Origin of the sequence: uncultured Pseudomonas sp. (assembly GCF_913774235.1) — a bacterium.
In the GTDB taxonomy this organism is placed as follows: Bacteria; Pseudomonadota; Gammaproteobacteria; order Pseudomonadales; family Pseudomonadaceae; genus Chryseomonas.
Window position 1 is genome coordinate 1 of sequence record NZ_CAJYDW010000008.1, and the last position, 15,380, is coordinate 15,380.

A 15,380-nucleotide genomic window follows, 5' to 3' on the forward strand; every position below is an offset into this window, starting at 1 on the left:
AAAGAATCGGGTCGGGTAAAGGCCGCTACCTGACCGGTCTCGACCTACCCTATGTGGTTTCGTTGCGCTGGCAATCGATGGTCGAGCCCCAGACCTATCATGCGCTCTTCACCATTCCCGATTGGGCGCGGGAGAAGATGGTCGAACGCCTCCCCGCCAAGTGTCCCAGCGGTCGTACATTCGATTACCGCGAGTCCCTCACCATCGGCTTAGCACCGGGCGGCGTCGTCAAGGTATGGATAAAAGGACCCTGCCTCGACCCCATCGAAGTCCTGACCCTGCAAGCCGAGATCGAGCCCAAGGGCCCCTATGGCGGCAAGTCCAACGGTAAGTACCGGCCACTGTCGCCGGTGGTCAAAAGCTATGTCGACAAGTACGGCGTGCCCTACGGTAGCTGGTGGGCGCCTATTCCCTACACCACCGTAGGCCCTTGAGGAATTGGCGCCTGCTGGCTCTTGATCTCCTACCAAGTCGCCGCCGTAGGCGGCCCTGCTCCGGAAACGAAAACGCCCGGCAGTGCCGGGCGTTTTTTTGCCTATCCCTCAGCGATGACGATGATGACGATGCTTGGCATGCTTCCAGCCCTTGCCGGGGTGGTCGCGGTAGTAGCGGCGGTCGTCGTCGTGCCGGCCGCTGTCGCCGAGGTTGTTGCCCAGGGCGCTACCGGCGCCGCCACCCAGGGCGGCGCCGACCAGGCCACCAGTGCTGCCACCGACGCGATTGCCGATCACGTTGCCGCCCGCGGCGCCCAGGCCACCGCCGATGGCGGCCTCGGTGCGATTGCGACGGTCTGCGCCCAGTACACCACCTGCTGCACCACCCACGCCGGCCCCGATGGCCGCGCCGGTGCTGCCGCCGACCTGCTGGCCGACCAGGGTACCGAGCACGCCGCCCACGGCGCCGCCGAGTCCGGCTTCGGTATTGCCCGCATAGGCCGGGGCAACGCCCACCAGGGCCAGCAACAAGAACAGGGCTGAAGGTTTCATGGAGTCCACTCCGTGGTAGAGACGAGCCGATCCTCGGCAAAAATCCCTGCCCTGGCAAGTACCGAACGGTCGTTTGAAGGGTAAAGGTTGTCTTTACCCATTCCTTTGATTTCGTTGAAGAAACCCTTACCGCTTCGGCCAGTCTCAGCGGGTTTCTGCCTGGTATCGCGGAAGAATGCCCGCCACGCTGCCAGGACGTCCGCACTGGTCTAGACTGGGGTTTACCGGCACGCTCGCGCGTCGGTCGTGTGCATCGGCAAGGGGACTCCATGATCCAGGCTCGTCTGCTGTTCGGCTGCCTCCTGGCCGGCGTCCTGCCTGCCGCCCAGGCCTGGGAATACACCCTCATCGCCCCGGACAAGCCGGTGCAGAACTGGAGCATCAGCAGTGATCGCCTGGGCCTGCGGGACGGCTTGGCCTTCACCGTCGGGATGCACCGCCTGAGCGGCGGACGCCAGGAAGGCTCGGTGCTGATCGAGATAGATACCGGTGCCCTGCAACTCACCGTGGTCGCCACCCGCGGCATGAATGTCCTGCGCGCCCAGGCCGGCACCCTGCGGCTGGGCTGGGATTCGCCGGTGCGCGAGGTGGTCAATCCAGCCTTCGTCAACCTGGAGAGCCGCGGCGGCCTGGGCTGGCTGGAGGGCTTCAACGAACTGGTGGCCCGCGCCGGTTTCGAGTGGGTCGGCCACCCCGGGCTGGACAAGGGGCAGTTGCTGACCTTGCACGGTCGGGCCAGCTACCTGCCGGCGAGCCAGGTGGTGCTGACCATCGACGAGCAGCCGCCCCATCGCATCAGCCTCAAGGGCGTGCTCCACGAGGAGGCCTTCAAACAGGCCAATTTCCGCATCGACACCGAGCTGGTCACCCAGGCCGGCGCCAGCAGCTTCACCCTGCACGACCGCCTGACCAATCAGGGCGACCGTGCCGCCGAATACCAGGTGCTCTACCACAGCAACTTCGGCCCGCCGCTGCTCGGCGAGGGCAGCCGTTTCGCGGCGCCGGTGCGGGAGGTATCACCCTTCGATGCGCGGGCGCGCCAGGAGCTGGGCGACTGGCAGACCTACCGTGGGCCCACGCCGGGTTATGGCGAGACGGTCTATAACCTCTATCCCTACGGCGACGACCAGGGGCGCAGCCTGGCGGTGCTGCACGATCACAGTGCCCACCAGGGCGTGGCCCTGGCCTTCAACGTGCACGAGCTGCCGGTCTTCACGCTATGGAAGAACACCGATGGCAAGGACCAAGGCTATGTCACCGGGCTGGAGCCGGGCACCAGCTTCTCCTACAACCGCAGTCTGCAGCGGGCCCTCGGGCTGGTGCCGCGTATCGAGGCCGGGGGCAGCCGCGACTTCACCCTGGAATATCGCCTGCTACCCAGCGCCGCGGCGGTCCAGCAGGCACTCGGCCAGGTCGAGAAAATCCAGCAGGGACGCCCCATGAGGGTGCGGGAAACGCCGCTGGCCCAGGAACCCCAGGTCAGAGAAAGCGGGGCCGCCAGGTAGCGACTAGCGCCGCGCCGGCACCGGGCGGGTGCGGCCGCTGCCATCGATGGCGACGAAGACGAACACCGCCTCGGTCACCTTGCGCCACTCGCTGGACAGCGGATCGTCGCTCCAGACCTCGATGAGGATCTGGATGGAACTACGGCCGATCTCCAAGGTGTTGGTATAGAAGGAGAGCTGTGCGCCCACGGGCACCGGCGTCATGAAGGCCATACGGTCGATGGCCACGGTCGCGACGCGGCCAGCGGCCAGCCGACTGGCCATGGCGCTGCCGGCCAGGTCCATCTGGGCCACCAGCCAACCGCCGTAGATGTCGCCGAAACCGTTGGTCTCGCGGGGCAGGGCGGTGATCTGCATGGCCAGGTCGCCCTGGGGGATGGGATCTTCTTGTTCGAGCTCTTCGATCATGACAGGGCCCTCGGGAGCCCGGATAGGTAGGTAACGTTCAGCATCCATACGCAAGAATGCTGCCAATCCCTGCGGCGGGGATCGTTAGGAGGCTAAAGTATAACGCCTGTGGCAGAGCCGCTCGACCGCTTTCGGCGCGAGCGAGGGAGCAATATCTCGGCAGATGACCGCTGAATGCCAGCTGAATCTATAGCGGAAATTCCTTGCAGATTTGCTATCGTGGCGTCTGCGCCCGGCCAGGCAATCCAGAGGGTCGGGCACATCCGGTGATCAGGTAACGATCGGTCAGACTTGCTGCCGCGCGGCTCCACAAGGGCTCGTGCGGTGTGGTGCAGGTCCGGCGCCCATCCGGCGGCCCGCCCGATCCTCACCCCATCCGTCCCAGGCGGAACGTCACTCGGGGCCGCGTCTTGTCCGCTACACCCGGAGGGATGCCAGAGGCCGAATTCCCTTTGCGCTCCTTTTCTGTCCGGGATCCTCGATGAAACTGCAATCCACCGCCGCGCCCCTCACGTCGCGCCCCCTGGGCCGTAGCGACTACAAGACCTTGTCGCTGTCCGCCCTGGGTGGCGCCCTGGAGTTCTACGACTTCGTCATCTTCGTCTTCTTCGCCGCCGTGGTGGGGAAACTGTTCTTCCCCACCGACATGCCCGAATGGCTGCGGCAGCTGCAGACCTTCGGCATCTTCGCCGCCGGCTACCTGGCGCGCCCCCTGGGCGGTATCGTCATGGCCCACTTCGGCGACCTGCTCGGCCGCAAAAAGATGTTCACCCTGAGCATCTTCATGATGGCCCTGCCCACCCTGGGCATGGGCCTGATGCCGACCTACGCCCAGATTGGCGTAGCGGCACCCATCCTGCTGCTGGTGCTGCGCATCATCCAGGGCGCGGCCATCGGTGGTGAGGTCCCTGGCGCCTGGGTGTTCGTCTCCGAGCATGTGCCCGGCAAGCACGTCGGCTATGCCTGCGGCACCCTCACCGCCGGCCTCACCTTCGGCATCCTGCTCGGCTCCTTGATGGCGACCCTGATCAACACCGTCTTCACCCCGCTGGAAGTGGCCGACTACGCCTGGCGCCTGCCCTTCCTGGTCGGCGGCATCTTCGGCCTGTTCTCGGTCTACCTGCGCCGCTGGCTGCACGAGACGCCGGTGTTTGCCGAGTTGGCGATCCACAAGTCCCTGGCCGAGGAAGTGCCGCTCAAGGCCGTGTTGCGTGACCACCCCGGCAGCGTGGTGCTGTCCATGCTGCTGACCTGGATGCTCACCGCCGGCATCGTCGTGGTCATCCTCATGACCCCGACCCTGCTGCAGACCCAGTATGGCTTCTCCGCCGCCCTGGCGCTCAAGGCCAACAGCCTGGCGATCGTCTTCCTGACCCTCGGCTGCATCCTCTCCGGCGCCCTGTCCGATCGCTTCGGCAGTGGCCCGGTGTTCATCGTCGGCGGGCTGATCCTGGCGGTGGCCAGTTGGGCGCTCTATGCCGGTCTCAAGACCCATCCGGAGTGGCTGTTCCCGCTCTATGCCTTCGCCGGGGCCGCCGTGGGTGTGATCGGTGGGGTGCCGCGGGTGATGGTGCTGGCCTTCCCGCCCAAGGTGCGCTTCTCCGGCCTGTCGTTCTCCTACAATGTCGCCTACGCCATCTTCGGCGGCCTGACGCCCATGGTCGTCACCCTGATGCTCAAGCAGCATCCGCTGGGCCCGGCCTGGTACGTCACGGGCCTGGCCCTGCTGGGGGTCGGTATCGGCTTCTATCTGCTCGGTCGCGAGCGCCGCGCCGCCGCGCTCGCCACTGCCTGATCGCGATGCCTACGCCGCCGGTCGTGGCGGCGTGGGCAAACCGGCCAGGGCGACCTCGGCATCGCCAAAAACGCCATCCCCACAGACGTTCCGCCTCGCGAGGACTAGGCTCGAACCGCTAGAGCCAGTCCAACAACAAGAGCGAGGTGCAACATGTCCGGTAATCGTGGCGTCGTCTATCTGGGCGCGGGCAAGGTCGAGGTGCAGACCATCCCCTATCCCAAGATGGAAACCCCGCAAGGCAAGCGTATCGACCACGGCGTCATCCTGCGCGTGGTCTCCACCAACATCTGCGGCTCCGACCAGCACATGGTGCGCGGCCGGACCACCGCGCCCGAGGGGCTGGTGCTCGGCCACGAGATCACCGGCGAGGTGATCGAGGCGGGCCGTGACGTCGAGACCCTCAAGGTCGGTGACCTGGTTTCCGTCCCCTTCAACGTCGCCTGCGGTCGCTGCCGGACCTGCAAGGAGCAGGACACCGGCGTCTGCCTCACCGTCAACCCCTCCCGCGCCGGCGGTGCCTATGGCTACGTCGACATGGGCGGCTGGGTCGGTGGCCAGGCCGAATACGTGCTGGTCCCCTACGCCGACTTCAACCTGCTGAAGCTGCCCAATCGCGACGCGGCCATGGAGAAGATCCGTGATCTGACCTGCCTGTCCGACATCCTGCCCACCGGCTACCACGGCGCCGTCACCGCTGGCGTTGGCCCGGGCACCAGCGTCTACGTGGCCGGTGCCGGTCCGGTCGGCCTGGCCGCCGCAGCGTCGGCCCGCCTGCTGGGTGCTGCCGTGGTCATCGTCGGCGACGTCAATCCGGTCCGCCTGGCCCATGCCAAGGCCCAGGGCTTCGAGATCGCCGACCTGTCCCAGGACACCCCGTTGCACGAGCAGATCGCTGCCCTGCTGGGCACTCCGGAGGTGGATTGCGCGGTCGACGCCGTCGGCTTCGAAGCCCGTGGCCATGGCCACGAAGGCGCCAAGAGCGAAGCCCCGGCCACGGTGCTGAACTCGCTGATGGGCATCGTCCGTGTCGCCGGCAAGATCGGCATTCCCGGTCTCTACGTCACCGACGATCCGGGCGCTGTCGACGCCGCCGCCAAGCAGGGTGCCCTGAGCATCCGCTTCGGCCTGGGCTGGGCCAAGTCCCACAGCTTCCACACCGGCCAGACCCCGGTGATGAAGTACAACCGCCAGCTGATGCAGGCGATCATGTGGGATCGCATCAAGATCGCCGACATCGTCGGGGTGCAGGTGATCACCCTGGACGAGGCCCCGCGTGGTTACAGCGAATTCGATTCGGGCGTCCCGAAGAAATTCGTCATCGACCCGCACCGGCTGTTCAGCGCCGCCTGAGTGGCGAGCTAAACGTTTCGCCCGGAATGCTGGCTATTTGGCAGTTTTCGGGCGAAGCGTGCAGTCGTTTGCCGTGCCGGAGTGTCTACCTCGGCAGCGCCAACCAGGTGCTGCCTTCCCCCCGGTGTGTCGAACGAGGCCCGCATGATCCCGAAAGCCCTTTCCACCGTCTCCCGTATCGTCCCCGCGCTGCTGGTAACGCTCTTTCTATTGCTGGGTAGTACCGCCGCCCGTGCCGAGGGAGGTGTGTCCTTTCGCTTCGCCGAAGAAGGGCAGGGCTGGTTGCTGCGCGGTCCGGTGAATGTCCTCAAATGGCCTTTCGTCTACGACCGTAGTCGCGAGCGGGCGCGCAATACCCTGGTGCGCCTGGACGGCGACACCCAGGTGCGGGTGATCGAGACCCGTTCCTTCCAGCGCTGGAAGCGCATCGAGGTGCAGCAGGATGGCCGTACCCTGTTGGGCTGGGTGGAGAGCTACAACGTCCCCGAGGCCATGCGGCTGGACTGATCGGGAGCAAAACGCCAGCGCCGCCAGTCACACCTCTGACAGCCATTCATCCCAGAGGAGCGACGCATGTCCGCCATCACCCGTCTCCAGCTCAACGACGGTCACCACATTCCGCAATTCGGCCTCGGCGTCTGGCAGACCCCTGCCGAAGAGACCGCCCAGGTGGTCAAGGCCGCCCTCGACCTGGGCTATCGCCACATCGATACCGCCGCCATCTACGGCAACGAGGAGGGTGTCGGCAAGGCCATCGCCCAGGCTGGCCTGCCGCGTGACGAGCTGTTCGTCACCACCAAGCTGTGGAACGCCGATCAGGGCTACGACAGTGCCCTGCGCGCCTTCGACACCAGCCTGGCCAAGCTGGGCCTGGAGTATGTCGATCTCTATCTGATCCACTGGCCGCTGCCGGAGAAGGGGCTGTTCCTCGACAGCTGGAAGGCGCTGATCGAGCTGCGCAACCAGGGCCGCGTGAAGTCCATCGGCGTGTCCAACTTCCGCCAGGCCGACATCGAGACCCTGCTCACCGAGACTGGCGTGGTGCCGGTGGTGAACCAGATCGAGTGCCATCCGCTGCTGCAGCAGCAGGAGCTGCGCGACTTCAATACCTACAAGGGCATCGCCACCGAAGCCTGGAGTCCGTTGGCCCAGGGTGGCGAGTTGCTGGGCAGCCCGGTGTTGCAGCGCCTGGCGGCCAAGCATGGCAAGACGCCGGCTCAGGTGGTGCTGCGCTGGCACATCCAGCTCGGCAACATCATCTTCCCCAAGTCCAAGACGCCCAAGCGCATCGAAGAAAACATGCAGATCTTCGACTTCGCCCTGGACGACGACGACCTGCGGCAGATCGCCGGACTCAACGAGGACAAGCGCCTCGGTCCCGATCCCGCCACCTTCAATGGTTGAGGTTCAAGGGGCGCCGCGATGAGCGGCGCCTCCGTATGCCTGGCGCGCAAGGCGCCAGTGCCTGTATGCTGCGCGGCCCTTTCGGGACGCCTCATGCCGGATCGGCATAGGGCAGGCGACAGCGGCATTAGACACGTCCGGTAACGCTCTGGCAAAAGGTGTGGCGCTTTGGCGCTCCTCGTCCTTTTCGAGCGCCGTTTCCGCAGCCTGAACGCAGACCTTCCGCTGGCATCGCATGCGCCTCGCGCATCTCGTACCGGCCTGGTGACGTTCGTCCCGAACTCAAGCAACTAGAACAAAGGTGTCGGTACATGACCAAGCCCAAGCTCAGCCTCGCCTGGCAGATCCTCATCGGCCTCGTGCTGGGGATCGCCGTCGGCGCACTGCTCAACCACTTCAGTGCCGAGAAGGCCTGGTGGATCTCGAACGTTCTCAAACCGGCGGGTGACATCTTCATCCGGCTGATCAAGATGATCGTGGTGCCCATCGTCATCGCCACCCTGGTGGTCGGCATCGCCGGCGTCGGCGACTCCAAGAAACTGGGTCGTATCGGGCTGAAGACCATCCTCTACTTCGAGATCGTCACCACCCTGGCCATCGTCGTCGGCCTGTTCTTCGCCGACAGCGTCCAGCCCGGTGCCGGCATCGACATGAGCACCCTGGGCACCACCGACATCTCCCAGTACCAGAAGACCACCGCGGAAGTGCAGCATGACCATGCCTTCATCGCGACCATCCTCAACCTGATCCCGTCCAACGTCTTCGCTGCCGTCGCCCGTGGCGAGATGCTGCCGATCATCTTCTTCGCCGTGATGTTCGGCCTGGGCCTGGGCGCCCTGCCGGAAGCCACCCGCGAGCCGGTGGTGCGGGTGTTCCAGGGCATCTCCGAGGCCATGTTCAAGGTCACCCACATGATCATGAACTACGCCCCCATCGGCGTCTTCGCCCTGATCGCGGTGACCGTGGCCAACTTCGGCTTCGCCTCCCTGCTGCCGCTGGCCAAGCTGGTGGTGCTGGTCTACGTCGCCGTCGGCTTCTTCGCCCTCGGCGTGCTGGGCCTGGTGGCCAAGCTGTTCGGCTTCTCGATCTTCCGCATCATCCGCATCCTCAAGGACGAACTGATCCTGGCCTATTCCACTGCCAGTTCGGAAACCGTGCTGCCGCGTATCATCGAGAAGATGGAGGCCTATGGCGCGCCTAAGTCCATCACCAGCTTCGTGGTACCCACCGGCTATTCCTTCAACCTGGACGGTTCCACCCTCTACCAGAGCATCGCGGCGCTGTTCATCGCCCAGCTCTATGGCATCGACCTGTCGCTGAGCCAGCAGCTGCTGCTGGTGCTGACCCTGATGGTCACCTCCAAGGGCATCGCCGGCGTGCCGGGCGTCTCCTTCGTGGTACTGCTGGCCACCCTGGGCAGCGTCGGCATTCCGCTGGAAGGCCTGGCCTTCATCGCCGGCGTGGATCGCATCATGGACATGGCGCGCACCGCCCTGAACGTGATCGGCAACGCCCTGGCCGCGCTGGTCATCGCCAAGTGGGAAGGCCTCTATGACGCCGAGAAGGGCGCCGCCTACTGGGCCGCGCTGCCGCACCTGAAGAGCGACGCCGTGCCGCAAGAGGCGCCCAAGGTCGCTCAGGCCGAGACGCCGCGTGACGGCCTGGATCTCTCGCGTTAAACGCTCGTCCTGAAAGAAGCCCGGCCTTGCGCCGGGCTTCTTCATTTCAGTCTTCGAGAATCGCCGCGTAGCCCTCGCGATAGCTGGGGTAGCGCGGTTCCCAGCCCAGCGCCCGGGCGCGAGCGTTGCGGCATCTCTTGCTGCCGGCGCGGCGTAGTTCGGCCTCGTCCGACCAGAAGCCGATGCCGAGGCGGGCGCGCAGCCAGTCGACCACCTCGTCCAACGGCGCCGGATCGTCGTCCACCCCCAGGTAGAACTCATCCAGGGCGACGCCTTCGCGATCCCGCTGCAGCAACAGCGCCAGCAGGCCGGCAGCGTCCTCGACATGGATGCGATTGCCATACAGCGGCGGCTCGCGAGTGACCCGCGCGCCGGCCCGGACCTGGCGCAGCAGCGCCTCGCGTCCGGGGCCGTAGATCCCGGTCAGGCGTACCACCGTGGCGGGAATGCCACTGCCCAGCGCCAGGTCTTCCGCCTCGCGCAGGAGGCGCCCGGAAAAGCGTGTGGGTTCGGCCGGGGCGGTCTCGTCGATCCAGGCGCCGTCCTGCTGGGCATAGACGCCGCTGCTGGAAACGAACAGCAGCCGCTGTGGCCGCTGTCCGCAGGTGCTCAGCCAGCCCAGCAGGTGGTGCAGGCCGTCGACGTAGGCGGCACGGTAGCCGGCTTCGTCGTGGTCGGTGGCGGCAGTGGCATAGACCACCTGGTCGAGGGGTTCCCTTGGCCAGGCGGCCGGCGGCACGGTGTCGGCGAGATCGCCCGCGACCGGCAGCAGCTCGGCGGGGAGGGCGGCAACGTTGCGTCTGAGACCGAAGACCCGGTGGCCCTGGGCGATCAGTTGCAAGCCAAGGCGGCTGCCGACGTCGCCGCAGCCGGCGATCAGGATGGTGCTCATCGGTGTTTCCTTCTTTGGAAAAGGCCTGGACAGACGGCCAGGGTAGCCTGAGCACCCCTGGGGTCCAACCTGCTGGCTCAAGTGCGCATCCGTCGCGCTTGGCCGTTGATAGAGACAGCCGCTAAGATTGGCGGGCAACCCATGGAATTTGACTATGACCCTGACTGAACTGCGCTATATCGTCACGCTCGCCCAGGAACAGCACTTTGGCCGAGCCGCCGAGCGTTGCCACGTCAGCCAGCCGACGCTGTCGGTCGGCGTCAAGAAGCTCGAGGACGAGCTGGGCATTCTGATCTTCGAGCGCAGCAAGAGTGCCGTGCGCCTGACCCCCACCGGCGAAGGCATTGTCGCCCAGGCGCAAAAGGTGCTGGAGCAGGCTCAGGGCATTCGCGAGCTGGCCCAGGCCGGCAAGAACCAACTCAGCGCTCCGCTGAAGATCGGCGCCATCTATACCATCGGGCCCTATCTCTTCCCGCATCTCATCCCGCAACTCAACCGGGTAGCGCCGGAGATGCCGTTGTACATCGAGGAAAACTTCACCCATCTGCTGCGCGACAAGCTGCGCACGGGTGAACTGGACGCCGTCATCCTGGCTCTGCCGTTCAGCGAGCCGGACGTCCTGACTCTGCCGCTGTACGACGAACCCTTCTACGTGATGATGCCGGCGCGACATCCCTGGACCCAGCTCAAGGCCATCCCGCAGAACCAGCTCAGTGACAAGAGCCTGTTGCTGCTCGGCGAGGGTCACTGCTTCCGCGACCAGGTGCTGGAAGCCTGCCCGACGGTGCGCAAGCACGAGGAGAACAAGAACTCCACGGTGGAATCCTCGTCCCTGGAAACCATTCGCCACATGGTGGCCTCGGGCCTGGGCGTCTCGGTGCTGCCGTTCTCGGCGGTGGAGAGTCATCACTATGCGCCGGGGATCATCGAGGTGCGCCCCTTCGAGCGGCCGGTGCCCTATCGCACCGTGGCCATCGCCTGGCGCGCCAGCTTCCCGCGGCCCAAGGCCATCGAGGTGCTGGCCGATTCGGTGCGACTGTGCTCGGTGGCGCGGCCCGAGGCCAAGGGCGTCGTACAGCCTGCATGAGTGAACTGGCCGCCACGCCGGTCACCGCCCTCAAGGGGGTAGGCGCGGCGCTGCAGGAAAAGCTCGCGCGGGTCGGCCTGGAAACCCTGCAGGACGTGCTCTTCCACCTGCCGCTGCGCTACCAGGATCGCACCCGCATCGTGCCCATCGGCGCCCTGAGGCCTGGCCAGGACGCCGTGGTGGAGGGGATGGTCGCTTCCGCCGAGGTGATCATGGGTCGCCGCCGCAGCCTGCTGGTGCGCCTGCAGGACGGCAGCGGCACCCTGTCGCTGAGATTCTTCCACTTCAGCCAGGCGCAGAAGGACGGCCTCAAGCGCGGCACCCTGCTGCGCTGCTATGGCGAGGTCCGCCCGGGCGCCTCGGGGCTGGAGATCTACCACCCGGAATACCGGGCCCAGGACGAGAGCGCCCCGGCGCCGGTCGAGCAGACGCTGACGCCCATCTACCCGACCACCGAAGGCCTCACCCAGCTGCGCCTGCGCCAGCTCAGCGCCCAGGCGCTGGAGCGCCTGGGGCCGACCTCGCTGCCTGACTGGCTGCCACCGGAGATGGCCGAGCACTATCGCCTGGGGCCCCTGGCCGATGCCCTGCGCTACCTGCACCGACCGCCGCCGGATGCGGACCTGGAAGAGCTGGCCGAGGGCCGCCACTGGGCCCAGGAGCGGCTGGTCTTCGAAGAGTTGCTGACCCATCAGCTGTCCCTGCAGCGGCTGCGCGAGACTCTGCGCGCCCAACGTGCCGTACCCCTGCCGGCCGCCCAGCGCCTGCCCGGTCGCTACCTGGCCAACCTGGGCTTCACCCCCACCGGCGCCCAGCAGCGCGTCGGCCGCGAGATCGCCTTCGACCTGGCCCAGTCCGAGCCCATGCTGCGGCTGGTACAGGGCGACGTGGGCGCGGGCAAGACGGTGGTCGCCGCCCTGGCCGCCCTGCAGGCCATCGAGGCCGGCTACCAGGTGGCGCTGATGGCGCCTACCGAGATCCTCGCCGAGCAGCACTTCCTCAACTTCCAGCGCTGGTTCGCCGCCCTGGACATCGAGGTGGCCTGGCTGGCCGGCAAACTCAAGGGCAAGGCCCGCGCCGCGTCCCTGGAGCGCATCGCCGCCGGCGCGCCCATGGTGGTGGGCACCCATGCGCTATTCCAGGACGAGGTGCGCTTCGCCCGTTTGGCATTGGTGGTGATCGACGAACAGCATCGCTTCGGTGTGCAGCAGCGCCTGGCCCTGCGCCAGAAGGGGGTTGACGGCCGCCTGGCGCCGCACCAGTTGATCATGACCGCCACCCCCATTCCGCGCACCCTGGCCATGAGCGCCTATGCCGATCTGGACACCTCGGTGCTCGACGAACTGCCGCCGGGGCGGACACCGGTCAACACCGTGAGCGTCACCGATAGCCGCCGCGAGGAAGTGGTGGAGCGGGTGCGCGCCGCCTGCCACGAAGGGCGCCAGGCCTATTGGGTCTGCACCCTGATCGAGGAATCCGAGGAACTCACCTGCCAGGCCGCCGAGACCACCTACGAGGAATTGCAACTGGCCCTGGCCGAGTTGCGCGTGGGCCTGATCCACGGCCGCATGAAGCCGGCGGAGAAGGCCGCGGTGATGGCCGAGTTCAAGGCCGGCCATCTGCAACTGCTGGTGGCCACCACGGTGATCGAGGTGGGGGTGGACGTGCCCAACGCCAGCTTGATGATCATCGAGAATCCGGAGCGCCTGGGCCTGGCCCAACTGCACCAGCTGCGCGGTCGGGTCGGGCGAGGCAGTGCGGTCAGCCACTGCGTGTTGCTGTTCCATCCGCCGCTGTCGCAGATCGGCCGCGAGCGCCTGGCCATCATGCGCGAGACCAACGACGGCTTCATCATCGCCGAGAAAGACCTGGAGCTGCGCGGTCCCGGCGAGATGCTCGGTACCCGCCAGACCGGGCTGCTGCAGTTCAAGGTGGCCGATCTGATGCGCGATGCCCATTGGCTGCCGGCCGTGCGCGATGCCGCTCAGGAACTGCTGACGCGCTGGCCGAGCCATGCCGGGCCGCTGCTGGAGCGCTGGCTGCGCCACGGGCAGCAATACGGTCAGGTTTGACAAGACCTATACAGACGGCGATACCTGCGGAGCCGAATGGTTATACTCACGGGCGTACGTGAGGATAAAAATGCCATGACCGATGTAGCGCTCGCTTCGCCCCTTCCGGAAGTCCCCCCTTCGATCCAGCAGTTGCTCACCCAGTTGGGATTGCCCTACCGTCCGCTCCCGGCGGCGACTACCCAGTTGCAGGCGAACCGGGTGCATACGGTGTTGCTAAGCGACAGCGTCGGCATGTTGCTGGTGTTGCTGCCCCAGGATCAGGTGCTGGATCTGCGGCGCCTGGTGGAGTTCACCGGTCGCCAGCTCGAAGTGGTGGCGCCGGAGCGCCTGATGCGGACATTGGAGCGCTACGAGCTGGACGTGCTGCCGGGGCTGCCCTCGCTGACCAATTCGCCCTGCCTCTTCGATGAACGCCTGCTGGACACGCCGCAATTGCTGCTGGAATCCGGCGAGCGCGCGCTGCTACTGGAGGTGGAGACTACCGACTATCGCCGGCTGCTGAGCCAGGCGACCGCCGGTCGCTTCGGCATCCCGGTCGCCGGCATCCAGCCGAACCTGCGTCATCCCGAGCGCGACGAGGCGGAAATCCTGCATGCCGCCACGGCCTTCACCGCGCGCCGCATCCGCCAGCGTCTGGAAGAGACCCTGGAGATTCCGCCGCTGTCGAAGACCGCCGAAAAGGTTATCAAGCTGCGGGTCGATCCCGACGCCACGGTGGACGACCTGGCCAACGTGGTGGAGACCGATCCGGCCTTGGCGGCCCAGGTGATCAGCTGGGCGGCGTCGCCCTACTACGCCGCGCCCGGCAAGATCCGTTCGGTGGAAGACGCCATCGTGCGGGTACTGGGCTTCGACCTGGTGATCAACCTGGCGCTCGGCCTGGCTCTGGGCAAGACCCTCAGCCTGCCCAGCGACCAGCCGCAGCAGGAAACGCCCTACTGGAAGCAGGCCATCTACACCGCCGCCCTGATCGAGGGCCTGGCGCGCGCCATGCCCCGCGCCGAGCGCCCGGAGATGGGCCTGGCCTATCTTGGTGGCTTGCTGCACAACTTCGGCTACCTGGTGCTGGCCCATGTCTTCCCGCCGCACTTCTCGCTGATCTGCCGCCATCTGGAGGCCAACCGCCAGCTGGATCACCAGGTGATCGAGCACCACCTGCTGGGTATCACTCGCGAACAGATCGGCGCGGCCCTGATGCGTTGCTGGGAAATGCCCGAAGAAGTGGTGAGCGCCCTGCGTTTCCAGGGCGATCCGGACTATCGCGGTGCCCAGGCCGTCTATCCGAATCTGATCTTCCTCGCCGTGCAGTTGCTGCGTCGCGAGGGCATCGGCAACGACCCGGCCCAGCCGATCCCCGACGACCTCTATGCCCGCCTCAACATCGATCCGGCCAAGGCCCGGGAGTGCATGCAGAAGATCCTCGGCGCTGAAGCCGCCCTGCGCGAACTGACCGGCCAGTTCAAGTGATGACCGCCTGAGCGCCTGGTCCAGAGGGGGCCGGGCGCTTGTGGCTGGCCGAATGCCGGACAACAAAAAACCCGCCGAGGCGGGTTTTTCGTCAAGGGGCGATCAATTACTTGATCTTGCCTTCCTTGTACATGACATGCTTGCGCACGACCGGATCGAACTTCTTGATCTCGATCTTTTCGGGCTTGGTGCGCTTGTTCTTGTCAGTGGTGTAGAAGTGACCGGTACCGGCACTGGAAATCAAACGGATCAATTCACGCATGACGAATCCCCTTAGAATTTTTCGCCGCGGCTACGCAGCTCGGACAGGACGGTTTCGATACCGCGCTTGTCGATGATACGCATGCCCTTGGCAGAAACGCGCAGACGCACGAAGCGCTTCTCGGATTCTACCCAGAAACGGTGATGCTGCAGATTCGGCAGGAAACGACGACGGGTTTTGTTGTTAGCGTGGGAAATGTTATTCCCAGTAATCGGACCCTTACCGGTTACTTGGCAAACTCTCGACATGGCTCAGCCCTCATAAACCTCATGCCAAACCCGGCATGGGTTGGCCGCTTGTACTGTATTGATTCCTGTTTTGACGGGGAGAGCCGGCCAAAGCCGGGGGCCGGAAGCGGCCATACCCCGAAAAAAGAGCGCTGTTTTATACCAGAAGCGCTGCGCCACCACAAGGCAGGGCGACGGATGAAATGCCTGGAAACAGCAGCTTGCGCGATAGGCGCCGGG

General features: G+C 66.0%; 15 protein-coding genes. 10 read left to right on the forward strand and 5 right to left on the reverse strand.

The features are described 5' to 3' along the window. A partial coding sequence (locus QZ471_RS07710) for a DUF2931 family protein (protein ID WP_295462404.1) occupies positions 1–434 on the forward strand: 434 nt, incomplete at its 5' end. A gap of 108 nt (positions 435–542) precedes the next feature. Here QZ471_RS07710 and QZ471_RS07715 read toward each other — a convergent pair. After that, a complete protein-coding gene (locus QZ471_RS07715; RefSeq protein ID WP_295462406.1) occupies positions 543–986 on the reverse strand; it encodes a hypothetical protein in 444 nt (147 codons plus the stop codon). Positions 987–1,255: 269 nt separating this feature from the next. On the opposite strand from QZ471_RS07715, the gene QZ471_RS07720 reads away from it, so the two are divergent. Further along, positions 1,256–2,491, forward strand: a complete 1,236-nt coding sequence (locus QZ471_RS07720; RefSeq protein WP_295462407.1) for an aldose 1-epimerase family protein — start codon at positions 1,256–1,258, stop codon at positions 2,489–2,491. A 3-nt stretch (positions 2,492–2,494) separates the two neighbouring features. On the opposite strand, the gene QZ471_RS07725 is transcribed toward QZ471_RS07720, so the two are convergent. Next, positions 2,495–2,896, reverse strand: coding sequence for an acyl-CoA thioesterase (locus QZ471_RS07725; protein ID WP_058761821.1), 402 nt, complete (start codon positions 2,894–2,896; stop codon positions 2,495–2,497). 484 nt (positions 2,897–3,380) lie between these two features. Between QZ471_RS07725 and QZ471_RS07730 the strand changes: the two genes are divergently transcribed. From QZ471_RS07730 to gltP, 5 genes are all read left to right on the forward strand, one after another. Further along, entirely contained in the window at positions 3,381–4,694 is a 1,314-nt protein-coding gene (locus QZ471_RS07730) for an MFS transporter (RefSeq protein ID WP_295462408.1), read from the forward strand. A 153-nt stretch (positions 4,695–4,847) separates the two neighbouring features. Beyond that, positions 4,848–6,047 carry a formaldehyde dehydrogenase, glutathione-independent gene (gene fdhA / locus QZ471_RS07735; RefSeq protein WP_059228860.1) on the forward strand — a complete coding sequence of 400 codons (1,200 nt, stop codon included), beginning with the start codon at positions 4,848–4,850 and terminating at the stop codon, positions 6,045–6,047. A gap of 144 nt (positions 6,048–6,191) precedes the next feature. Then, positions 6,192–6,554, forward strand: coding sequence for a hypothetical protein (locus QZ471_RS07740; protein ID WP_295462410.1), 363 nt, complete (start codon positions 6,192–6,194; stop codon positions 6,552–6,554). Between the two features lie 66 nt (positions 6,555–6,620). Further along, the gene (locus tag QZ471_RS07745; RefSeq protein ID WP_295462411.1) at positions 6,621–7,451 is read left to right on the forward strand and encodes an aldo/keto reductase; all 831 of its coding nucleotides are present in this window, start codon (positions 6,621–6,623) and stop codon (positions 7,449–7,451) included. A gap of 311 nt (positions 7,452–7,762) precedes the next feature. After that, positions 7,763–9,130, forward strand: a complete 1,368-nt coding sequence (gene gltP / locus QZ471_RS07750) for a glutamate/aspartate:proton symporter GltP (protein ID WP_295462412.1) — start codon at positions 7,763–7,765, stop codon at positions 9,128–9,130. Positions 9,131–9,176: 46 nt separating this feature from the next. On the opposite strand, the gene QZ471_RS07755 is transcribed toward gltP, so the two are convergent. Beyond that, a complete protein-coding gene (locus QZ471_RS07755) occupies positions 9,177–10,022 on the reverse strand; it encodes an NAD-dependent epimerase/dehydratase family protein (protein WP_295462413.1) in 846 nt (281 codons plus the stop codon). Between the two features lie 154 nt (positions 10,023–10,176). Here QZ471_RS07755 and QZ471_RS07760 point away from each other — a divergent pair, with 154 nt between their 5' ends. The 3 genes from QZ471_RS07760 (at position 10,177) to QZ471_RS07770 (ending at position 14,651) form a co-directional block, all read left to right on the forward strand. Continuing rightward, positions 10,177–11,109, forward strand: coding sequence for a hydrogen peroxide-inducible genes activator (locus tag QZ471_RS07760; protein ID WP_059228868.1), 933 nt, complete (start codon positions 10,177–10,179; stop codon positions 11,107–11,109). Then, on the forward strand, positions 11,106–13,181 hold the full coding sequence (gene recG, locus QZ471_RS07765; protein ID WP_295462415.1) for an ATP-dependent DNA helicase RecG: 2,076 nt from the start codon (positions 11,106–11,108) through the stop codon (positions 13,179–13,181). The genes QZ471_RS07760 and recG overlap by 4 nt, the downstream gene beginning before the upstream one ends. A gap of 75 nt (positions 13,182–13,256) precedes the next feature. Beyond that, positions 13,257–14,651: an aminoacyl-tRNA deacylase and HDOD domain-containing protein gene (locus QZ471_RS07770; protein WP_295462416.1), complete on the forward strand. Its 1,395-nt coding sequence runs from the start codon at positions 13,257–13,259 to the stop codon at positions 14,649–14,651. A gap of 106 nt (positions 14,652–14,757) precedes the next feature. On the opposite strand, the gene rpmG is transcribed toward QZ471_RS07770, so the two are convergent. Both rpmG and rpmB read right to left on the reverse strand, forming a co-directional pair. Continuing rightward, on the reverse strand, positions 14,758–14,913 hold the full coding sequence (rpmG, locus tag QZ471_RS07775) for a 50S ribosomal protein L33 (RefSeq protein ID WP_007159904.1): 156 nt from the start codon (positions 14,911–14,913) through the stop codon (positions 14,758–14,760). 11 nt (positions 14,914–14,924) lie between these two features. Beyond that, positions 14,925–15,161: a 50S ribosomal protein L28 gene (gene rpmB / locus QZ471_RS07780; RefSeq protein WP_059228874.1), complete on the reverse strand. Its 237-nt coding sequence runs from the start codon at positions 15,159–15,161 to the stop codon at positions 14,925–14,927. Positions 15,162–15,380 lie beyond the last annotated feature (219 nt).